Annotated in this window: 18 protein-coding genes and 2 tRNA genes; 14 read left to right on the plus strand and 6 right to left on the minus strand. The window is 53.4% G+C overall.

The window, feature by feature from the left end; translation table 11 throughout:
• The first annotated feature begins 140 nt into the window (after window positions 1-140).
• Window positions 141-217 (plus strand) — tRNA-Met (locus HCH_RS20780).
• A gap of 611 nt (window positions 218-828) precedes the next feature.
• Window positions 829-905, plus strand: a tRNA-Met gene (locus HCH_RS20785).
• 6 nt (window positions 906-911) lie between these two features.
• Here HCH_RS20785 and HCH_RS20790 read toward each other — a convergent pair.
• From HCH_RS20790 to HCH_RS20800, 3 genes are all read right to left on the minus strand, one after another.
• Window positions 912-1,118, minus strand: coding sequence for a hypothetical protein (locus tag HCH_RS20790; protein WP_041598835.1), 207 nt, complete (start codon window positions 1,116-1,118; stop codon window positions 912-914).
• Between the two features lie 29 nt (window positions 1,119-1,147).
• Window positions 1,148-1,813: a hypothetical protein gene (locus HCH_RS20795; protein ID WP_041598836.1), complete on the minus strand. Its 666-nt coding sequence runs from the start codon at window positions 1,811-1,813 to the stop codon at window positions 1,148-1,150.
• Between the two features lie 485 nt (window positions 1,814-2,298).
• Window positions 2,299-3,126 (minus strand): class I SAM-dependent methyltransferase, encoded by an 828-nt coding sequence (locus tag HCH_RS20800; RefSeq protein ID WP_011398401.1) that lies wholly within the window; start codon window positions 3,124-3,126, stop codon window positions 2,299-2,301.
• A gap of 539 nt (window positions 3,127-3,665) precedes the next feature.
• On the opposite strand from HCH_RS20800, the gene HCH_RS20810 reads away from it, so the two are divergent.
• The gene (locus tag HCH_RS20810) at window positions 3,666-3,977 is read left to right on the plus strand and encodes a hypothetical protein (RefSeq protein ID WP_011398403.1); all 312 of its coding nucleotides are present in this window, start codon (window positions 3,666-3,668) and stop codon (window positions 3,975-3,977) included.
• Between the two features lie 25 nt (window positions 3,978-4,002).
• Here HCH_RS20810 and HCH_RS20815 read toward each other — a convergent pair whose 3' ends face one another.
• Window positions 4,003-4,653: a Crp/Fnr family transcriptional regulator gene (locus tag HCH_RS20815; RefSeq protein ID WP_011398404.1), complete on the minus strand. Its 651-nt coding sequence runs from the start codon at window positions 4,651-4,653 to the stop codon at window positions 4,003-4,005.
• Between the two features lie 70 nt (window positions 4,654-4,723).
• Between HCH_RS20815 and HCH_RS20820 the strand changes: the two genes are divergently transcribed.
• From HCH_RS20820 to HCH_RS20830, 3 genes are all read left to right on the plus strand, one after another.
• Complete coding sequence (locus tag HCH_RS20820) at window positions 4,724-6,763, plus strand: CHASE2 domain-containing protein (protein WP_158304982.1); 2,040 nt, start codon at window positions 4,724-4,726, stop codon at window positions 6,761-6,763.
• Window positions 6,764-7,095: 332 nt separating this feature from the next.
• A complete protein-coding gene (locus tag HCH_RS20825; protein ID WP_011398406.1) occupies window positions 7,096-10,491 on the plus strand; it encodes a FecR domain-containing protein in 3,396 nt (1,131 codons plus the stop codon).
• 29 nt (window positions 10,492-10,520) lie between these two features.
• Window positions 10,521-10,904 (plus strand): hypothetical protein, encoded by a 384-nt coding sequence (locus HCH_RS20830; protein WP_011398407.1) that lies wholly within the window; start codon window positions 10,521-10,523, stop codon window positions 10,902-10,904.
• Between the two features lie 86 nt (window positions 10,905-10,990).
• On the opposite strand, the gene HCH_RS20835 is transcribed toward HCH_RS20830, so the two are convergent.
• A complete protein-coding gene (locus HCH_RS20835; RefSeq protein ID WP_011398408.1) occupies window positions 10,991-12,256 on the minus strand; it encodes a uracil-xanthine permease family protein in 1,266 nt (421 codons plus the stop codon).
• A 203-nt stretch (window positions 12,257-12,459) separates the two neighbouring features.
• Here HCH_RS20835 and HCH_RS20840 point away from each other — a divergent pair, with 203 nt between their 5' ends.
• Window positions 12,460-13,704, plus strand: a complete 1,245-nt coding sequence (locus HCH_RS20840) for a methyltransferase (RefSeq protein WP_011398409.1) — start codon at window positions 12,460-12,462, stop codon at window positions 13,702-13,704.
• A gap of 294 nt (window positions 13,705-13,998) precedes the next feature.
• A complete protein-coding gene (locus tag HCH_RS20845) occupies window positions 13,999-15,492 on the plus strand; it encodes a PEP-CTERM sorting domain-containing protein (RefSeq protein WP_011398410.1) in 1,494 nt (497 codons plus the stop codon).
• A gap of 66 nt (window positions 15,493-15,558) precedes the next feature.
• Here HCH_RS20845 and HCH_RS20850 read toward each other — a convergent pair whose 3' ends face one another.
• A complete protein-coding gene (locus HCH_RS20850; RefSeq protein WP_011398411.1) occupies window positions 15,559-15,795 on the minus strand; it encodes a TIGR02647 family protein in 237 nt (78 codons plus the stop codon).
• Window positions 15,796-15,955: 160 nt separating this feature from the next.
• On the opposite strand from HCH_RS20850, the gene HCH_RS20855 reads away from it, so the two are divergent.
• The 6 genes from HCH_RS20855 (at window position 15,956) to HCH_RS20880 (ending at window position 21,005) form a co-directional block, all read left to right on the plus strand.
• The gene (locus HCH_RS20855) at window positions 15,956-17,410 is read left to right on the plus strand and encodes a DNA-3-methyladenine glycosylase 2 family protein (RefSeq protein WP_011398412.1); all 1,455 of its coding nucleotides are present in this window, start codon (window positions 15,956-15,958) and stop codon (window positions 17,408-17,410) included.
• Window positions 17,403-17,885 (plus strand): methylated-DNA--[protein]-cysteine S-methyltransferase, encoded by a 483-nt coding sequence (locus HCH_RS20860; RefSeq protein WP_011398413.1) that lies wholly within the window; start codon window positions 17,403-17,405, stop codon window positions 17,883-17,885. The genes HCH_RS20855 and HCH_RS20860 overlap by 8 nt, the downstream gene beginning before the upstream one ends.
• Before the next feature lie 93 nt (window positions 17,886-17,978).
• Complete coding sequence (locus HCH_RS20865; protein ID WP_011398414.1) at window positions 17,979-18,860, plus strand: DMT family transporter; 882 nt, start codon at window positions 17,979-17,981, stop codon at window positions 18,858-18,860.
• A gap of 223 nt (window positions 18,861-19,083) precedes the next feature.
• Window positions 19,084-19,431, plus strand: coding sequence for a metalloregulator ArsR/SmtB family transcription factor (locus HCH_RS20870; protein WP_011398415.1), 348 nt, complete (start codon window positions 19,084-19,086; stop codon window positions 19,429-19,431).
• 48 nt (window positions 19,432-19,479) lie between these two features.
• Complete coding sequence (locus HCH_RS20875) at window positions 19,480-19,950, plus strand: ArsI/CadI family heavy metal resistance metalloenzyme (RefSeq protein ID WP_011398416.1); 471 nt, start codon at window positions 19,480-19,482, stop codon at window positions 19,948-19,950.
• 53 nt (window positions 19,951-20,003) lie between these two features.
• A complete protein-coding gene (locus tag HCH_RS20880) occupies window positions 20,004-21,005 on the plus strand; it encodes an ArsJ-associated glyceraldehyde-3-phosphate dehydrogenase (RefSeq protein ID WP_011398417.1) in 1,002 nt (333 codons plus the stop codon).
• Window positions 21,006-21,008: the final 3 nt, after the last annotated feature.

Consider the following 21,008-nt stretch of genomic DNA (forward strand, 5'->3'; position numbering starts at 1 on the left):
TTGAGCTAAATAATAGTCAAACATCCAGATTTTGTTCACGCCAGAAGCCAACTCCGCGCAACATTTGACCACGCCGTTAAGTTTTTCTCACAAGGGGTTGACGAATGCAAACAAGGTCTTTAGTATACGCACCTCGTTGTCGCGGGGTGGAGCAGTCTGGTAGCTCGTCGGGCTCATAACCCGAAGGTCGTAGGTTCAAATCCTGCCCCCGCAACCAGCATTCCAAAAAGCTCGATTTTATATCGGGCTTTTTTATTGCCTGAAAGACGACCTTAGCGGTCGTATGCGGAGGCCCGCCGCGATCAAATCCTGCCCCCGCAATCAGCTTTCTTAAAGCCAGCTTTTTAGCTGGCTTTTTTATTGTCTAAAAAAACGCCCTCTCTCCAGATAACAAGCCTACGAAGGCCACGGGTAGTCCACGCCAACTTACGTAAGCCCCCTCACGCACTCACCATATTCATGGCGAATTCGGTATACCTTTCTTTGTTAAACACAGATCATTCAGGTTTCACAGAATGATATAAGCGCATTATCAGCGAGACGGAATATTAGATAGAAATAAGTCGCTGCATAGGCGTCACCTTTATCCCTGCATACATTTCAAACTGGAGTAGACAGCTAGCCGAGAGGTGGAAGGCAACAAATTCCGCTGCCGAACCCTGATTCGTACAGCTAATAGAAGGATGCCCTTCTGCTATTTGCGCAGGAAAAGCCTTGCCCACCAGGGCTTCATCCAAAGCCAACCGATAAATAGCGATTTTTTCAAAAGTTTTTTAGCAATTGCCATTGACGTACGCCACTCGGATCTTTAGTATACGCCCTCGTTGTCGCGGGGTGGAGCAGTCTGGTAGCTCGTCGGGCTCATAACCCGAAGGTCGTAGGTTCAAATCCTGCCCCCGCAACCAGAATTCTTAAAAGCTCGATTTTATATCGGGCTTTTTTATTGCCTGAAAGACGACCTTAGCGGTCGTATGCGGAGGCCCGCCGCGATCAAATCCTGCCCCCGCAACCAGCATTCCTAAAAGCTCGATTTTATATCGGGCTTTTTTATTGCCTGAAAAAACGATCTTGGCGGTCGTATCCGGATGGCCGGCCCGTTCAAATCCTGCCCCCTGCAACCAATATTCCTAGCCGTTTGTCTCCTCTGTCACAGCTCACATTCCACTACAAACAGCCCGCCTTGTTTCAGCCATGTCTTTCTCTCTTCAGACCGGTAGAAGGCGTCGGCCACTATTTCCAGTACCTGTTCCGGGGCGATTTTGTGGGAACAGAATTCCAGTTGTTCCGGGCCGTTGGCGTAGTCTTCAAGGATGGTGGGGGTGAGTTCATCGTGGCGGTACACGCCGACCACGGCGTCAGCGGCGAACTTCACGCCGCCCTGCTCCAGTTGTCGCTTAACATCGCCAAGGGAATTCAGCATTTCGTATTCAATCGCGGTTTTCAGCATCGAGATCAGATCATCGGTGATTTGAGAATCCTGTAGCGCGGTGAATTCGTCGGAAACGCCGATTTTGTTGGCGATTAACGCCGCCAGATTGAGAATGAAAGGGCAGTGATGGCCGTCATCAACGCTCTCCGGCAAGGCTATAGGCGCTCCATACAGATCTTTATCGGGTAATCCGATCAGGGCCGCCCTCTCCTCGCCGTCACAAATCCACTCAAATCCTCCCAGGCAAACCTCAACATCGTCACCAGTGGCCAACAAACGGGACACCTGTTGTCCCGGGCTGATTTCTATTGAAAGGGCGTTATACCAATGCGCCGCCAAGGCGGCCCCGATTTGCTCGATGCAGTCGAATTGCGGTTCGTTCATCGTATCTGTACATCTCAAAGCTGTTATCCGAGGCAAGCTGAAGTTCACACATCGTCGCTGATGTCTTGGAATCTTCACCTTCCTTCGGCTCACGCCTGATTGAACAGGCCCAATTCAACTTGTCATCCCTTTACAAGTAACATACTCCCTTTAATATCAGCACACAGACAAGCAGATCACAAATTTTGCACATCGTCCCAGCCCCGGCTCACATGCAGTTTCGCCCCAACACAATTATCGATTTCATTTTTTAAACACATACCGGATAAATCAGTAGAAAGAGAAATGTAGGCGTTGTTCGGAATTAGCTGACCACTACTGATCAGCACAAAAACAAAGCCGTCCAATGCAGGACGGCCATAAGACCACAAAGTAGTCGATAGTCATTGATTTTGAACACCAGCCTGTCCTGCCAACACTATTCAGAATGGACAAGCCGGCCTCACGGCGCTTGTTTGCACATATAGCCGAATAGACAGCGAGGATTACTTTTTAAATGCCAAACACACCCAAAATGGCATGTTGGGAGAAAACTTAATATCGCGAAAGCCGTTCCTCTCCAACATGTTTGAGATTTCCTCCCGGCTGAACCTCTTTTCAAGCCTAGTCCCAAATCTGTCCAGAGCGTCCGTCTTCATATAGTAGAACTCTTTACCGCGGTAATCAGACAAAGGCATTCCCTCCACCTCAAAGCCCAACTTTTCGAAGCATAGAGCAGCTCTTGCAAGAGGAAGATAAACCAGAGCGGCGATACAGGTAGAAAGCGGCTTTTTCGCAGCGAACGGCAGGCTGGAAATAAACCTTCTGATCACATCAGATACTCGCCACAGCAACTTAAAGGCCATCCCTCTGTTTTCAAAGTTGTAGTAAAGATACAGCAAAAACGGAGCGCCGCTTTTAAGTAACTCTGAGCAGGATCTTATTCCGCTTTCCGTATCAGGAATGTGATGCAGCACTCCAAGGCAATATCCGAAATCCTGACTTCCATGCTCAACGGAAACGCTATCAACCGGCGCGCACTCATAGCTGATATTGCTGTATTTAGATAGCTTTTTCCTGGCGACGTCCAGGGCTTTATCACTGGGATCAATGCAAGTCAGTCTCCCCACACGCGGAGCGACAAAACTGGCCCACCTGCCGCTTCCGCATCCCATATCGAAGCCGGCTGCGTTTTTATCAAGCAGATCAAAGGGAAAGATATCGAAGTATTGATTAAAAGCTTTTTCGAGAGAGCATTGAGCTACCTCATCCTGAGGGTATGCGTCCCATTCATTTCCGAAATCCTCTACCACTTTGGCATCAACATTCTTCATAGTATCTCCTATGGATTCTGGTGAAGTTGATCGCTCAATGCTCGTAGCGCGACAGTCTGGATTTTAGCAGTCCTGCGATCCAACTCCAGTCCATTCCTCTTTCTCTTTCTCTTTCTCTTTTTATCAACGTTCCTTTGAGTTTTAGTTGATGACTGCGCCTTTAGCCAAAGAACACGCCATTTTTTGAAATGGTCGTCACAGGAAAAATCATCGAATATTTTGCAACCCCCCTCTACAACCTCAAATTTGGACTATATTTAATACAGAGGGCCAACCGCCGCGTTCGCGGCTCCAGGAACGGCCCCTTGCGACTAGCCGGCAGTATCCGGGAAGCGGGTGTGTTCAACCAAAGCGCCTGCGCCGGAGTTACGGTGGAGATGCTTCGCGAGGACGGTCGGTTAGTGAATTTTCCACAAATTGAAAGCGCATTGTGTTACAGAGGATTGTTCGGCCCTCTGATCTAATAGCTATTGCAATTTCAAAGCTGATCCAGAACTTCAACCTCCGAGAGTAGTAGCAACTACAAAAAGAGCCGTCCTATGAAAGTCTATATTGATGCGCCACTGGTCGCCGTCGCTCTCTTTTGCGCCGTCGCCGCCAGCATCGCCTTTGAAAGGATGCCTATCAGTGACGATAAACACTTTCAGTCAGTTCAAGACAAAGCCCCCACACTGAACCCATTAATCGGCCAGGATAGCGTTTCTGGAGCACCCACTGGCGTACAGCCTGGACTACGCCCGGTCGCTTTATCCACCGATTACCTGCGCTACCCGCCGCTGATCAGTGACGAGGCTATTCTGGAGTTATGGGCGCAAAACAAAAGGACATCCGCGCCGCTAATAGCGCCCTGAAAGACAAGGATTATCGCGCGCCGACTCAATAGTGGGCCGGCAGCGCGTCATTGATGACGATTTTCTTCTTCTCCACCTTGATATATCCGCCTATCTCCAGGTCTTTCATAATGCGTGAGACCATCTCACGACTGGCGCCGACCCGGTTGGCGATCTCCTGCTGCGTCAGCGGAATCTCAGTAATCAAACGGTCGCCTTTGCGCTCCGATAGCTGTAACAGCGTGCTGGCGACTCTGCCGTAGACATCCATCAGCGCCAGGTTTTTCACATTATTGGTCAGTGCGCGCACGCGTTGGGTGAGGTGGATAATCAGGTTATAGGCAAGATCGGGTGTTTGCCTGAACGCTTCCAGCAGGCTGGATTTGTTCAACATCAGAAAGCGGCAGGGTTCGGTAGCCATCACCGAAGCTGAGCGTTCTTTGTCATCAAATAAGGCCAATTCTCCGAAATATTCACCGGCTTTAAGATCATTCAGAGTGACCTCCTTGCCGTTTTCATCGCTACAGAACACTCTGACGCGTCCCGAGACGATGATATAAAGGGAGTCGCTGTGGTCGCCTTCCGTAATGACAATGCTGTTTTTCTGGAAACACCGAAAAACAGCGTGCTTTTCCAAGTGCTGGAGTTGTTCAGCGTCGAACCCGGAGAAAAGTGGAATCTGCGATAAAAGACTCATACTGTATTAGCTCCGACATCATTTTTTCTTGTTACGCCGTCCCCGGCTATGTTTTATATGTTACGCGCTAGTGAGTGATTTTTCCGTAAAAATTAATCAGATGCCCGAGCTACGACGATACCGCCCGCCCCTTCGACAGCACTTGAAAATATGGCTGCCGCCCTTGCTGCTGAGCCTGCTTCTGGCTCTGGGTCTGTTGACGCCGGTTGGCCAGAGCATGGAAGAAGGCTTCGGATTGGATACGCTGTTTCACCTGCGTGGCGAGCGCACGCCTCCTCCCAAGGTGGCGGTGATCGCCATCACGGAAAACACCGCTGCGTACTTGCAGGCGCCAGCGCGCCTCACCGAGTGGCCTCGTTCAGTGTACGCAAAGCTGGTGGACGCACTGGACGCTCAACAAGTGGGCTTGATCGCGTTCGACATCTATTTCAGAGAAGCCCGCGACCCTGTAGCGGACGCCAGTTTCGCCGACGCCATGACCCGCAGCGGCAAGGTGGCGCTATTCGCTTTCAGCATGCGCCGCATCACTAATGTGGATGGTCGGCGCATTGTCGAGGACAGCGTCAGCGAACCACTTCCCCTGTTCGCCATCGCAGCAACGACAACGGCGCCTTTCGCACTGCCGAAAGTGTCTTCCAAAATCAGCCGTTTCTGGTTGCGGCAACCCGCCAACCCGCCGCGCTGGGCGATGCCCTCGGCGGCGTTGTTGCAACGCGCCCCTGATCGCGAGGCCGCCGTCGCCCATCTGCAAGGACTGCAGCCCACACAGCTGTATAACTTTTATGGTCCGCCCCGATCCATTCCCACCGTTTTCATGGAGAGCTTCCTGGCCCGCCCCAATGACTATGCCGAGTTATTGCGCGACGCCACTGTCTTCATCGGGTATGCAGCGGAATATCAGCCCGACCAGCGCGATGGTTTTTACACTCCTTTCACGCCAGACACCGGCTTGGACATCAGCGGCGTGGAGCTGGCCGCCACCGCTTACGCCAACCTGCTTGAAAACAGCGCTGTGAGTTATCACTTGGGAGTTTGGTTCATCTCCGTGCTGATCTACGCCGCACTGGCGTTCACATTGAGCAACCTCGCCTCTCCCGGACGCGGACTATTGTTGTTGTGCTTGCTGGGCGCAGGCTACATGGCGCTGACATACGCATTATTCGCGCAAAGTTACTACTGGCTTCCGTGGATGACGCCCGTCCTGGGCGTTACTCCCGCTGCGGCGCTACATGGCGTGTGGCGCCGCGTTAAAATTATCGACTTGCAGAAGCGTCGCCTGGAGCTGGCTTTTGGCCGCTATATTCCGGCGAATGAAATTAAACGCCTGGCCACTCAGCCGGGACTCCCGCAGCAGCAAAAGCTGTTCGGCGTTTGTCTCGCGACCGACGCCGCCGGGTATACAGCGCTATCCGAAAGCGTGCCGCCGGAAAGACTGAGCCAGATCATGGACAGCTACTACCAGGCGGTGCTATCGCCAATACGCCAACATGGCGGCATCATTTCCGATGTAGCGGGCGATGGCGTGATCGCGCTTTGGCCGCATATCCCTACCGATAAGACCTGGACGATGATCGAGCCAGCACTAAAGGCTCTGCGCGCATCCATAGATCTGTTTAATCAACAGTATCCGGATACGCCGCTCCCCACCCGCATCGGTCTGCACGCCGGCGAGGTGGTGCTGGGTCATTTCGGCGCTTCCGACCACTTCGAATACAGAGCGATGGGCGACATCGTCAACACGACGTCGCGTATCGAGAACGCCAATAAACTACTGGGCACGGACACACTGATCAGCGAAGCCTGCGCCGACATACAATCCCGTTCATTACGCACCCTGGGACGATTTCTGCTACAGGGCAAACAACAACCTGTCGCCTTGTTCAGCCTTATGCAGGATAACTGGAGTCATGAAAATGAAATCGCGTTTCGACAAGCGCTGCGCTGTCTGGATCAGGAGGACATTGCGCAAGCCCGAACCATCTTTACGCGCTTGCACGAAAATAGCGCCGACTCCGTATGCAAATTTTATTTGCGCCAATGTGATGCAATATCTTCACAGTCAACATACAAAGGCGCGCCGGAATTTGTTTCCCTGCTCAGCAAGGCCTAGTCCATTTATATGAGTTTGTTGGAATTTTTCCACTGAATTACCGGCACTAATACCTGGATTTATTGCTACAATCCTCTCAAAGTATTTACATGACTATGCGACACTTTCTGAAGTGTTGAAGGAAGCCAAAAGACGGATGAGTTTCTCTGCAACCGGATTTAATCCTTAGGGATAAGTTCGAAACGCCGGAGCCACATCAAGATAAGAACATGGTCATATATCTGGGCGGATATTGAGCTTGCCGGAAGCTGTTCCCTGATCCGGCGCGTTGTCCTCACGTCGTTGTCAGCCTGAACATCAATAATAATGCGGAACCCGTTAAGGAGTTCGCCGTGGGCTTATTGCTGCGAGGCAAGTTACTGCGTCGTGTTTCAAAGGGAGCGCTGTTTTCCTTTAGCCTGACTCTGTCCGGCATCACCGTCGCCGCCCCTCCCTGCGCGGACTGGATGGGCAAAATCATCGCCGTACAGGGAACACTGGAAAAGTCACTTCCTCAACAGTCTTGGACCTCGCTAGCGCCGGAACAATATCTCTGTCCTGGCGACACGCTCCGCACCGGGCAGGACAGTCGCGCATCCATTTACCTGCGCAACAACACGTATATGCGCCTGAGCCAGAACGCCATCATTCGCTTCCCCGTCAACGGCGAAAAAGAAAGCTTCTGGGTGCAACTCAAGCTAGGCGTCGCTCACTTTCTCAGTCGCATCGTCAACCGCTTTGAAGTCGACACTCCGTATGTTAACGCCATGGTGGAAGGCACCGAGTTCGTAGTAGAGGCGACGGAAAGCGGCTCCGTCACGGTGATCGAAGGCAAAGTGCTGGCTTTCACCGACACGGAAAGTTTGAGACTGACCCAGGGTGAACAAGCGCTCAGCGAGGCGGACAAACGCTTGCGCAGTTTAGAGGTCAATACTCAGGACACCGTCGCCTGGGCGATTTATTACCCTCCAGGCGCCGTGCTGACGGAGTTGGCCGCTATAAGCGATAGCCTCGTCGCCACCACGTTGACCCAGGCGCAGGAGATGACTGAGCGCCATCGGCCAGATGCAGCTTTACAAACATTACGCGCCGGCGCCGATGACGAGCCGTCCATAAAGCTGGCGCGGGCGGCGATATTGTTGACGTCCGGGCAACAGCAGGAAGCAGGCAGCCTGTTGGAGTCCCTGCAAAATGACCAGCGCCTGGGACATCTCGCCCTCGCCATGAAAGCCGTGCTCGCTGCGGTCAACAGTCAGTCTCAGCAGGCATTACAGCTGGCGCAGGACGCTGTCGCCCTGAACGCTGACAGCCCGTCAGCGCTGCTCGCCTTATCTTACGCCTGGCAAGCCAACATAAATCTGCCGGAAGCCATTGCCGCCGCCGAAAGAGCGACAGTGGCCGCGCCGCATAACGTTATCGTATGGACTCGCCTGGCGGAGCTACAGCTCACCTCTGGCGCTTACAGCAATGCAAAGTACGCCGCCAGCCGCGCCACGGAAATTGCGCCAACGCATCCTCAGGCGCAAATCGCCGAGGGCTTTATCGCGTTATTCGAGCATAAACTGGCGGACGCCGACGCCCACTTTCAGCGTGCGATCAAAGCTGATCCGGGCGTCCCTGACGCCTGGCTGGGACTGGGCCTGACCAAATTGCGCGGCGGCGATCTGGAAGCCGGTCGCAATAACCTTGAAGTCGCCGTCAGCCTGTCCCCCAACAACGCCGTATTGCGCAGCTACCTGGGCCGCGCCTACTTCGAAGAAAAGCGCAGCGACGACGCCGGCGAGCAATGGTTGTTAGCGAAAGAGCGGGACTCGAAAGATCCAACGCCGTATTTTTACGATGGCGTCAACAAGCTCTTCAGCAACGATCCGGTCGGCGCCATAGAAGAACTAGAGCAATCCAAGCAACTGAACCGCAATCGCGCCGTCTACCGTTCAGACGGGCTGCTGCAAAGCGACTCCGCCGCCCGCAGCGCAGCATTGGCTCGCGCCTATGGTGAAGCGGGCTTCGACCAGGCGGTGCTTTTAGAGGGCTGGGAAGCGCTCAGACAAGATCCGACCAGCGCCGACGGCCATCGTTTGTTGGCGGATCGCTACCTGTCGCAACCCAATCATCAGGCCGCCCGGGTTTCCGAACTGATGCAGGCGCAGCTCTGGCAACCCGTCACCGCTTATCCGCTGCAACCGCAACTCTACGAGACTGGACTACCTATCGTGGAAGGGCTTGGCCCCTCACGCAGCGGCGTCAATGAATACCATCCCTTGTTTCTACAAGATGGCGTTTACGGTCTGAGCAACGGCTTTGTCGGCAGCGACGACACCTGGGGAGAAGACATCGTCGTCTCTGGTTTACAGGGCCCGGTGAGCGCCAGCCTGGGCCAGTATCATTATGAGAGCGATGGTTTTCGCAACGGGCAGGATCAAGATCAGGAACAGAATATCTACAACGGGTTTTTGCAGTGGCAGGTCCATCCCTCCATCAGCATTCAATTGGAAGCGCGGAAGGCTGAAAAAGATGATCATCTGTTTAAGCTGAAAACCATTGCCCCAGACACCGATCCAGAGAGCCGCAGTGTAGATACGAAAACCTACAGAGTTGGCTTAGCCAGCCGCCTGGACAACCACAACAGTTGGCTGTTTTCCGCTATTCGCCAGAAGTTCGAGGAAGAGCAGGCGCTGGCTGCGGCAGATACCGTTTCAGACCGTAAGCCGCGTACTTACGAGGTGCAGTATATCCATACCGCATCAAACTTCTATGCTCAAACCGGCGCCGGAAGGGCCTCGATTGAAACGAAAACGAACATTCAGAACCCTGCTGGATATATCAATAACGACGACGACATAACCCACCGAAATATATATACCTATTTTGGAATCCAGCCGACAGAATCGATATTTTTATTGGTCGGCGCAGCCTACGATAATTTACAGCTTGAACGAACAAGCAACACTTTTATTGATTTTCCATTCCCGTTACCGGATATCGATTTAAGCGACAGCGCCACTGACGAAATTAAACAATGGTCCCCCAAATTCGGCGTTGAATTCACGCCAACTGAACAGCTTACTCTCCGATTGGCGACATTTAGATCCCTCAAACGCGATATCGCCGCTGACCGCACCATCGAGCCAGCGCAAATCCTTGGTTTCAATCAGTTGTATGACGATCCCAACGGTTCAGATGTAAAGACCTACGCCGCGGCAGTGGATTACAAGTTGGGCAGCCGCATTGGTGGGGGCTTGGAAGCGATGCGACGCACCGTGGATATTCGCCCAAGACTTCTGCAGAAAGAACCTGAAAGGCCGCACCATGAGTTTGAAAATTACAAGCTCTATTATTTTGGCGTACTTTCTCCTTCCGCTACAGTAGATATCGCCTATGAGTATGAAGACCAGGACCTGGAAGACAGTCAGTTTGGCACAGGGTCTATTTACCGGGCGAAAACACACAGCCTTCCACTGGGCGTAACGCTTTATCTACCCAGACATCTCTCTATGCGAATGGAGAGCATATACACCGACCAAACGATAAAAGCGTCTTTCGCCTCTGATGATCAAAGAGACTTTAACGTCAATCTTTGGACTTTCAATGTCCGCCTTGACTATAAACTGCCGCGCCGCTTTGGTGAGTTGCAGTTTGGCGTCGACAATCTCTTCGATAACAACAAAGAAATCCTGAACAGTGAGCTGGATTACCCAAGGTATTACCCGAAAAGATTCCTATACAGCCGCATACAGCTGTCTTTCTAAATAAAAAACGTAAAAACAAGGAGACGATAATGAAATTGATGAAGCTGCTTTACACCCTGGCGTTGGGCTCCTCCCTTTCCCTCAGCGCCTGCGCTCATACTCCGGGAACCAAACCCAGCGACGGAGACCCAAACTTCCCTAACCATCCGAATACCGGGGAAAGACATGATGCTAAAAATGTGGATAAATACGCGCCATTCAGAATTACGATGACCAGTGACGGCAGGATGGTAGTACTGAACGAAAAAGGCGAGGAAATGCGCCCTAACGCAAAACTGCCTCTTAAAGTGGTGGCTCACTATATTGAATCAGCCGAGTCCACGATGATTATGCGCTACAGAGGCTCGCCAGAATATTATGTGCTGGAAGTGGGAGGCGATATCTATCATGTTCCCATTCCTCACACCCATTAATAATCAGGCGCATGGATGCGCCTGCGCGGCGGTTAGCCGCGGGAGACAGGGCCTGACATGCGCAGGCCCTGTCGATTTAGACGAAATCAGATCATATCCTCAACTCGTTCAATATGCTCTTTGCGCCCAGCGGGCATCGGCAGTAGAACATTCAGAATAATGGCGACAAAGGCGCACAGGGATATTCCCTTCAGGCCTAACTCTCCATCTCCAATCACCATGCCGCCAATCCCGAACACCAGCGTGACGCCGACTATCACCAGATTACGCGCTTCACTCAAGTCCACTTGATGACGAATCAACGAGTTCATACCCACCGCCGCGATGGAGCCGAACAACAGGCACAGTATGCCGCCCATTACAGGCGCAGGAATCGTTTGCAGCGCCGCGCCGAATTTACCGACAAACGCCAGCGCCACGGCAATGGCCGCCGCCCAGATCATGACTTTGGGATTATAGTTTTTGGTCAACATAACGGCGCCGGTCACTTCAGAATAAGTCGTATTAGGTGGTCCGCCAAACGCCGCTGCGACCGAAGTGGCCACGCCATCGCCGAGCAGCGTACGATGCAACCCCGGCTTCTTCAGATAGTTTTTGCCAGTCACAGAGCTGATCGCCAGGATATCGCCAATATGCTCCACCGCCGGCGCCAAGGCGACAGGGATCATGAACAGAATCGCTCCCCAACTGAACTCCGGCGCCACAAAAGCGGGCAGCCCGATCCAGTCGGCGTTAAGCACTGGCGTCATATCCACTACGCCAAAAGTCATCGACAACGCATATCCAAACGCCACGCCGCATAAAATCGGCAACAAACGCAGCAGCCCCTTGCCCATCACCGCCACAATCAGGGTCAACGCCAGCGCAGGCAGGGATATCATCAACGCCGTGTCATAGGGAACCAGTTGTAGAGCGCCATTACCGCTTTTACCCATCGCCATGTTGGCGGCCACGGGCGCCAGGCCAAGGCCAATGGACATAATCACCGGCCCCACCACCACCGGCGGCAACAGTCGATCCAGAAAGCCGGTTCCTCTGAATTTCACCGCCGCGCTCAGAGCCATGTAGGTCAAGCCGGTGGCGATCAGTCCTCCCATGGTGGCGGGCAGACCGAAAGTGGATTTCGCCGCCATGATCGGCGCGATAAAAGCAAATGAAGAAGCCAGGAATATGGGAACCTGGCCGCCAGTAATCAGGTGGAACAGCAGCGTGCCTACGCCGGCGGTGAACAATGCGACATTGGGATCAAGTCCGGTAATGAGGGGCATCAAAACCAGCGCGCCAAATGCGACAAACAGCATCTGCGCGCCAGCCAGCGCCTGTTTCCACAGCGGATCGGTCGTACTCATCATGGATGTTTTCCTACCTGAAAAAGCGAGTGTGTTTTTTGGCTTAAGCAAAACCCGTGCAATATAACGAAAGGCGCGCGCAAGGTCACGGCGAACCGCGCCTCCAACAGGGACTTTCCCGTTATTAAGCATTTACATTTCACTTGCCAAAAGCCGAAATCACTATAAAATCGGCGCACCTTTCCACTGGTCACATATCACCCAATATGTCAGCCGCTGTTCCGCTGCATCCTGACGCCGTCTCTGAGCGGGACGATCTGGATTTACGTCAACGCTTCCAATCCCTCGACGCCCTTCTTGCCGTGCATGAGAATTTCTGGAAACCCCGCCCCTTTGAAGAGGTTCTTCCGAATTGGCGTCATACGCACCCGGAGCTCTATAACGCAGTCATTAGTCTGTCTGACACAGTGGTCGAATCCTGCTCCGCCGAACCAGCCCGGTTTCAGGCGATCGCTCATCCTTTTCTGCCCTGGCTGCAGGAGTTGGCGCGGGCCAGTGAGTTAGTCGCCGCGCCAAGTCGTTCTCTGACGTTTTCACCTTTTGACGCGCTGCACGCCCCTGGGCGCAAATGGCGTCAGGTTACCGCCTTCGCCGCCGCCCTTCCGCCACTGAGCGGACCCGTTCACGACTGGTGCTCAGGCAAAGGCCATCTCGCCCGGGCCGTAGCGGACGCCAACAACGTCGAGCTGTTCTGTTTTGAACTGGACGCCCAGTTATGCGAAAGCGGCCAGACATTGGCGGACAAACAGAAACTGCCGATTCGCTATATTCGACAAGACTTGCTACAACCGTTCGACTCCCGCAGGGAAGAGTATCGCGGCGGTTGGCGTTTGGGCTTACACGCCTGCGGACAGCTGCACGTAAACCTGTTGCGCGCCAGTGTGGACAGCGCGGCGGACGGCGTCGCCATCGCGCCTTGCTGTTATCACAAACTCTGTCTCGGCGAGCAATACCAACCGCTCTCGAAGACCGCCCGTGAGGCCAAACTGACCTTATCTCTGAAGGATGTTTCGCTGGCGGTGCAGGAAACGGTGACCGCTTCCGCGAAAGAGCGCGCACAAAGAGAGAAAGAAAGCCAATGGCGTCTGGGGTTTGACCAGCTACAACGCCAATTACGGAGCCAGGACGAATACCTTCCCACGCCCTCTTTGCCCAAAGCAATGCTGAATGGCGACTTCAACGCTTTCTGCGCATGGGCGGCGCGTGAAAAACACCTCACTCTGCCCACAGATATCGATTACTCTCACTTCGCGGAAACCGGCCGTTCACGCTACCGCGAAGTGCGCAGATTAGAACTGGTGAGGCATCTTTTTCGCCGACCACTGGAAATCTGGCTGGCGCTGGATCGCGCTCTGTTTTTACAAGAGCGGGGCTATGAGGTGACAGTGCGGGAATTTTGCAGTCGCGAGATAACGCCTAGGAATATTTTGATAACAGGACAACTGTTGTAGTAAAGAATAACATTTTGTATTGAATACTTTACACATCTCGCCATTCTCGCCGATACAACAAAATGTTATTTACATGAAATGCAAAACAACACACAATTATGGAATATATTTTGCTTTATATTCTAGTCCTGATTCAGTACGTTACTTTGCTGAGTAAAGATCCGCACAGTGTCATGGAAAGATACTTCCGCCTGTCGATTACTGCCGGGTTTTGACCAGAAAAGGCGCTTTAAAGCGCATGATTTAAAACCAAATCCACTACTAAGAATAACCTGCCACATTGGAGGTGTTTCAATGAAACCCATACGGACATATTCAGTCCTGCCGTTATTACTCCTTAGCGTTCCATCATTATCCAACGCAGGAATCATTGAATGGAAAGAACCAGTAAATGGAGCCTTTTCCGACGCCTCTAACTGGCAAGGCGGAGTAACTCCAAAGTCTGGCGATACAGCAGTTTTCAATACTGGCGGAGCCAGCCCCTATACAGTCACTTTTAATGATAGCGACGCTACCACAGTCGAAAGTGTAGAAATCCACAACGACCAATTGACGATAGAGAATAGCTTTGCAATCGAAAAAAACCTCACCATCGGCGGTACAGGAGGGGAAAACACAAGTTTGACGTTCAATAACGGACAAATCCTTTTTCAAGACAATCCGAGCGGCCATAACCCTCCGTTAACCTCAATTAAGAGTTCAACTGGCGGCTCTTCCGAAATGGTTATGAACAATAGCCAACTATCGTGGGTTAATCTGGCAGTGAAAATGGAGGGGAAATCCAGCTCACTCGTCATGCAAGATCATTCTGGAATTGAGGGACTTTATTTGCAGCAACGTGACGGCGCCAGTCTGGTCGTTGACAATTCATCTTTAAGTCTTTCTTCTGCATTCTACCAGGATGATGGCGTCGCCCTCTTTACCAATGGAGCATACGCCGGCCTGTCAGACTCCTTTATTGGCGGTAAATTTACCGCGGAAGGCCCAGACACACGTATTTATCATGGAGGTTACCTTAGCGCTGGCGGTGAACTGACCTATCGAGATGGCGCCTATGCCCAAGCGGGCATGTTAGCCGGTGGCGGTACGATTAATATTGACGGGGCCGGTTCACAGCTTGAGTTTAACAGCATTGGTTTGTACGACCCCTATTCACCTATCGAATTCTCCGGCGAAGTTAACGTTACTAACGGCGGCGTTTTTGGTGATCTAAGCGCTACTGGGTACTCTTCAGGCTGGGTATCTGACCATATGAAAGTGAACCTTTCAAACGGAAGCTTTGGAGCCCAATTTATAGACAACAACGGAACTATTTCCGGTCACGGCCAAATGGTTGGGAAGCTGAACAACAAAGAAGGCGGCCGGATTGAATCTAAAGGCGGCTCTCTGACGTTAAATGGCGACTTTACGCAAGACAGCGCCAGCGTTCTGTCCATTACCATCGGCGACTGGATGCTCAGCGACGACACAGCTGCGCTAGCAATCGATGGAACAGCAACTTTGGATGGCTTTGTCACAGTTCAGCTTGAAGACGCGTTCAAGCCAAAGTTAGGGGACGCATTCAGCCTGTTCAGCGCGACATCTATCGTCGGCGAGTTTAGTGACTTCTCCTTTCCTGGTTTGAGTGGGGGTATGGGTTGGACTTGGGAAGTCATAGCCGGCGCCGACTACGAGACCTTAGTTCTAAAAGTGGTTGCAAACCATGTACCAGTACCAGAGCCAAGTACACTCGCACTCTTTGGTTTGTCAGCAAGTTTGATTCTTCTACGAAGAAGGAAGTCTGCTTAATTTTCCATCAAAAAAGCGCCCCTCGGGGCGCTTTTTCTTTAGCTGTTTAACGTTGATACAGCCACATCAAACCGGCTTCAATATGGTCAGCAGGGCCTGGGCGTGTTCCGCCGCGTCGTGGCCGAGGCTGGTCAGGTAACCGCCGTCCGCCTGGGTGATCAGCCCTTTCGCATGCAGCCTTTTCGCCGCCGTCACCATTTTCTGCCCTGCAGTCTGGTGCACTTTCAACCCTTCCTGGGTCGTGGTGAGATTGTATTTAGCGAGGATCTCGATTTCATCAATCAGCTCGGGCGTATAGGCCATATAAGCTCCTGGTTATTATCATTCAGCGCAATTGCGGGGGACCGGTTTTCCGGATAATACAACGAACTGCCTGAAGTGAAAAACGGTCTGTCGGGAATGAAAAAACAACAGTTCCGAAAATGGCGAGACAGGCTTCGTGTTGAGGATTAGCATAGCCTCTATGAAGACAAACGCCAACCTCGACCACGACACTTGTTACAACGCGCTGATCAGCAGAGATCCCCGCTTTGACGGCTGCTTTTTCGTCGGCGTCACCAGCACCGGCGTATACTGCCGACCTGTCTGCGCCGTCCGCAAGCCAAAGAAGGAAAATACACTGTTTTTCCGTAGCGCTGCGGCGGCGGAAAACGGCGGCTTTCGGCCCTGTTTGAAATGCCGGCCGGAACTCGCACCCGGGCTCGCGGCGGTGGACAGCAAGCGACAGCTGGCCCGCGCCGCCTCCAACCTGATTGAACAAGGCTTTCTGCGTGGACGTTCACTGGCGCAACTGGCTGCGCGGGTCGGCGTCAGCGACCGCTATCTGCGCGACCTGTTTCAGAGCGAGTTCGGCGTATCACCCGTTCAGTATTCACAAACACATCGCCTGTTGCTGGCCAAACAACTACTCACGGAAAGCGACTTGTCTATGACGGATGTGGCGCTGGCGGCGGGATTCAATAGCACCCGTCGTTTCAATGATCTGTTCCAGAAACACTACGGACTGATTCCCTCCAAAGTACGGCGTCGTTCAGGGCCGGCGCAAACCGATATGATCAGCTTTGAGATGCCCTACCGTCCGCCGTACGCCTGGGACGCCCTGCTCAGCTTTCTAAGCGCCAGGACCATCGCCGGCGTGGACGCGGTCGTCGACGGACGTTATCACAGGATTGTCCGAGTCGAAGCGGGAGAGGACTCCGCCGTGGGCTGGTTTGAAGCCAGCCATGAAGCAGACGCCGCCCGTATTCGCATTCGTCTGGACAGTACGCTCAGCCGCCACATTGGCTACCTCATCAACCGTCTGCGCGCCTTTTTCGATGTTTCCTGCGTTCCACAGGAGATCAATAAAGTGTTGGGAACGTTAGCGCAAAACGAGCCTGGAATGCGTATTCCCAGCGGTATGGACGGATTTGAAATCGCCGTGCGCGCCATTCTCGGGCAACAGATCACCGTCGCGGCGGCGCGTACGTTACTGGCCAGATTGGTGGACAAGTTCGGCGACCCTATTGAGACCCCATTTCCAGAGATAAACCGCACTTTTCCCAGCGCAGCGACGCTGGTCAACCTGCCCGTTGAGGAGCTGGCCTCCCTTGGAGTCATTCGAACGCGAGTGCGCGCCATTCAGGAAATCGCCGCTGCGATGCTGCGTAGCGAGTTGACACTGAGTCCGGCAGCCAACGTCGAACAGGAAATTCAACGCCTGCACGCTATCCCCGGCATCGGCGACTGGACAGCCCAATATATCGCCATGCGCGCCATGTCCTGGCCGGATGCATTTCCCGCGTCGGATGTCGGCGTGCGCAAAGCGCTGGGCGGCGTGGACGCGAAACAGTCTGCGCGGGCGGCGGAGGAATGGCGACCGTGGCGAGGATACGCCGTCATGCATTTATGGAGAAGTTTGGAGTTACCCCATGATTGAGTATTTCGATATCGACTCGCCCTTAGGGCGCATCCGTCTGGCCGCCCAGAATGGCGAACTTACCGGTTGTTATTTTGAAGACCAGAAGTATTATCCAGAGCTCACGACGCTATGGCGTCATAACCCTGATTGCACCGTTTTGCAGGAGGCGGCGCGCCAGCTTGAGCTCTACTTCGCCGGCCAGTTACAGCGTTTCGACCTTCCTCTCGCTCCGAAAGGCACTGCGTTTCAGCAGGAGGTATGGAGCGCGCTGTCCGACATTGAGTCCGGGCGCCTTTCCACCTACCAACAGATCGCCAATTTTCTAGGCCGCCCCCGCGCCACGCGAGCGGTTGGCGCTGCGGTGGGACGCAACCCTATTTCCGTCATTATTCCCTGCCACCGCGTCATCGGCGGTAATGGCTCATTGACCGGTTACGCCGGTGGATTGAATAGAAAGCAGGCGCTTTTAGAACTGGAAAACGCACTTCTCTAAACACCCTTAATAACCGGATATTTCCACTTATATCATTGGCTTGCAAAAGAGGGCATGTTGTCATCTTTACCCGTATCAGTATGAGCGTCGACAATGGAAAAGAAAGACTTGATCAACCTGCTCGCCCTCGCAGGATTATGGGGCGCCTCCTTTCTGTTCATGCGCATCGCGGCGCCGGAATTCGGTCCGGTAGCGATGGTGCAGTTGCGCATTACCATCGCCGCGCTCTGCCTGACGCCGATTATGTTGATCAAATACCGGCGCCAGCTGCGCTGGGCCCATGTGCCTCACTATATCTTTTTGGGCGTGAGTAATTCCGCTCTGCCCTTCGTTCTATTGGGATTCGCCACGCTGCATGTAAGCGCCGGCTTTACCTCCATTCTGAATGCCGCCGTGCCTTTGTGGAGCGCCATCATCGCCGCGCTCTGGCTGGGGGACTGGCTTAACCGCTGGCAAACAGTAGGGTTGTTGATTGGCTTTTTTGGCGTTTCCATCCTGATCGTCAGTAAAGGCGAGTTCTCGCTGACCGGCCCCACTCTGGCGATTATGGCCGCCCTGACCGCCACCCTCAGCTACGGCGTCTCCGCCAATTACACCAAGCGTTTCATGACCGGCGTACAGCCCATGGTGCTGGCCGCCGCCAGCCAGATCGCCGCCGCTTTGGCGCTGGCGCCGTTCACCTGGAGTTCTATGCCGCAAGGAGATATTTCCACCGCCGCCTGGACTTCAGTGATCGTTATGGGCGTATTTTCCACCGCCCTCGCGTACATTATTTTCTATGGCCTGCTGTCCCGCATCGGCCCCACCAAGACGGTTACCGTGACCTACCTGATTCCGGTGTTCGCCATGTTCTGGGGATATGTCGTCCTTGACGAGCCGGTCACTATTTACATGCTAAGCGGCTGCCTTGTGGTGTTCGCCGGCACGGCGCTGACCAACAGTCTGATCAAGCCGAAACTGGCGGCTGCGCAGTAAAGATTGAACTTGCCTCCGGGCGCTCGGTAGCAGCGCCCTCTCTTTTTATTTTTCTCTCTTCTTTTATTTTCCTCTCTTACATTCCTCCCTTAACTTTCCTCTCGCTCTCACACCTCCCCTCACACTTTGCGACTTTCCGTGCTTATCTTTCCCGTTCTTTAGCATTGACACATACGAAATTTCATATATATGATATTCCGCATATACGATACAGGAAATCATCATGTCTCCCGTCTCATTCTTTAAGTGTCTGGCGGATGAAACCCGTCTGCGTCTTATGCTTCTGATACAGAGCGAAGGCGAATTATGCGTATGTGAACTGACCCACGCCTTACAGGAAATCCAACCTAAGATCTCCCGTCATCTGGCGCAACTCCGCAAGTCCGGCCTGCTTCTGGACAGCAAGCGAGGGCAATGGGTCTACTATCGTCTGAACCCAACCCTGCCCTATTGGATAAAAGCCACGCTTGAGCATTCCGCATCGGGCAATGAAGGGTTCATGCAGGAGGTCAAGAGCAGACTCGCTGATATGTGCGCAAGGCCCGGCGCCGGTTCCACCTGTTGCGAATAACGCCGGCCCACGAATACATATCTTTAACCATATATACAGGAGAATGATATGAAACGTCTTCATGTACACTTAAGCGTCAAAGACCTGCAGTCCAGCGTACGCTTTTATTCACACCTGTTTGCGGCTGAGCCGACTATTCTTAAAGACGACTACGCCAAGTGGGAATTAAACGATCCACGGGTTAACTTCGCTATTTCCAATCGTTCGGCGCAACAGGGTCTGGACCACCTCGGCATTCAGGCGGAAAACGAAACTGAGCTTGATCAAGTAAGAGAAATGATGGAGAACGCCGGCCGCCCAATGACAGAGGAAGAAGGGACCGCCTGTTGCTACGCCCGCTCCAACAAGCATTGGACCATTGATCCCGATGGCGTCGCCTGGGAAGCCTTCCATAGCCTGGAAGCCATTCCGACTTACGGTGATAAGAGCGTCGCCAAACAGGAGGCGATGGCCTCAACGGCTGAACAAAGCTGTTGCGTAAGCACGATAAAACCCGACAGCGCCCGTTCCTGCTGCTAAAGTCTGCAAGCATCGCCATATCGCTGAATAAACAACGCAAACAGGAGTTGGTTATGACAATAAAAATCGGCATCAACGGCTTTGGCCGTATTGGTCGTCTGGCGCTTAGAGCCGCCTGGGATTGGCCCGAGGTGGAGTTTGTACGTATCAATGACCCCGCCGGTAATGCGGCGACCCACGCCCACCTGCTGAATTTTGATTCCGTCCACGGTCGCTGGGCGCATGAGGCCGTGGCGAACAATGATGGTATTAACATCAATGGCAAGCACATTGCTCTTAGTGCGGAAAAGTCCATCCCCGGCGCAGACTGGTCTGACTGCGACGTCGTCATCGAGGCTTCCGGCAAGATGCGCAAGAAAGAGTTGCTGGAGGCTTATTTCGCTCAGGGCGTCAAACGCGTCGTGGTGACCGCGCCAGTAAAAGAGGAAGGCGTATTGAACGTCGTCATGGGCGTTAATGACCATTGTTTCATTCCACAGGCGCACCGCATTGTCACCGCCGCCTCCTGCACCACTAACTGTCTGGCGCCCGTAGTGAAGGTCATTCATGAAAACCTGCATTTACGCCATGGCTCCATCACCACTATTCATGACCTCACCAATACGCAGACCATTCTTGACGCCGCGCACAAGGACCTGCGTCGCGCCAGGGCCTGTGGTATGAGCCTGATTCCAACCACCACCGGCTCCGCCACCGCCATCACGGAAATTTTTCCCGAGCTGTCGGGGCGCCTCAATGGACACGCCATTCGCGTCCCCCTGGCCAATGCATCCATCACCGATTGCGTATTCGAAGTGGAGAAGCCCACCACCGTAGAGGAAGTCAATGCGCTGTTTAAAAAGGCGGCGGTGAGCGAGTTGAAAGGCATCCTCGGTTATGAGGAGCGCCCGCTGGTGTCCATCGATTACCGTACCGATCCACGTTCCAGCATTATCGACGCACTCTCCACCATGGTGGTGAACGGAACCCAAGTGAAAGTCTACGCCTGGTACGACAATGAATGGGCTTACGCCAACCGTACGGTGGAGCTGGCGCGCATGGTCGGCGCCGCATAAAGG

The sequence above is a fragment of the Hahella chejuensis KCTC 2396 genome (assembly GCF_000012985.1).
Classification (GTDB): domain Bacteria; phylum Pseudomonadota; class Gammaproteobacteria; order Pseudomonadales; family Oleiphilaceae; genus Hahella; species Hahella chejuensis.

What these genes read in the sequence shown, in the direction of transcription:
- HCH_RS20795 (WP_041598836.1), bottom strand. Translation starts at nt 1,813, where the DNA reads ATGAACGAACCGCAATTCGACTGCATCGAGCAAATCGGGGCCGCCTTG.
- HCH_RS20800 (WP_011398401.1), bottom strand. Translation starts at nt 3,126, where the DNA reads ATGAAGAATGTTGATGCCAAAGTGGTAGAGGATTTCGGAAATGAATGG.
- HCH_RS20810 (WP_011398403.1), top strand. Translation starts at nt 3,666, where the DNA reads ATGAAAGTCTATATTGATGCGCCACTGGTCGCCGTCGCTCTCTTTTGC.
- HCH_RS20815 (WP_011398404.1), bottom strand. Translation starts at nt 4,653, where the DNA reads ATGAGTCTTTTATCGCAGATTCCACTTTTCTCCGGGTTCGACGCTGAA.
- HCH_RS20830 (WP_011398407.1), top strand. Translation starts at nt 10,521, where the DNA reads ATGAAATTGATGAAGCTGCTTTACACCCTGGCGTTGGGCTCCTCCCTT.
- HCH_RS20835 (WP_011398408.1), bottom strand. Translation starts at nt 12,256, where the DNA reads ATGATGAGTACGACCGATCCGCTGTGGAAACAGGCGCTGGCTGGCGCG.
- HCH_RS20840 (WP_011398409.1), top strand. Translation starts at nt 12,460, where the DNA reads ATGTCAGCCGCTGTTCCGCTGCATCCTGACGCCGTCTCTGAGCGGGAC.
- HCH_RS20845 (WP_011398410.1), top strand. Translation starts at nt 13,999, where the DNA reads ATGAAACCCATACGGACATATTCAGTCCTGCCGTTATTACTCCTTAGC.
- HCH_RS20850 (WP_011398411.1), bottom strand. Translation starts at nt 15,795, where the DNA reads ATGGCCTATACGCCCGAGCTGATTGATGAAATCGAGATCCTCGCTAAA.
- HCH_RS20855 (WP_011398412.1), top strand. Translation starts at nt 15,956, where the DNA reads ATGAAGACAAACGCCAACCTCGACCACGACACTTGTTACAACGCGCTG.
- HCH_RS20860 (WP_011398413.1), top strand. Translation starts at nt 17,403, where the DNA reads ATGATTGAGTATTTCGATATCGACTCGCCCTTAGGGCGCATCCGTCTG.
- HCH_RS20865 (WP_011398414.1), top strand. Translation starts at nt 17,979, where the DNA reads ATGGAAAAGAAAGACTTGATCAACCTGCTCGCCCTCGCAGGATTATGG.
- HCH_RS20870 (WP_011398415.1), top strand. Translation starts at nt 19,084, where the DNA reads ATGTCTCCCGTCTCATTCTTTAAGTGTCTGGCGGATGAAACCCGTCTG.
- HCH_RS20875 (WP_011398416.1), top strand. Translation starts at nt 19,480, where the DNA reads ATGAAACGTCTTCATGTACACTTAAGCGTCAAAGACCTGCAGTCCAGC.
- HCH_RS20880 (WP_011398417.1), top strand. Translation starts at nt 20,004, where the DNA reads ATGACAATAAAAATCGGCATCAACGGCTTTGGCCGTATTGGTCGTCTG.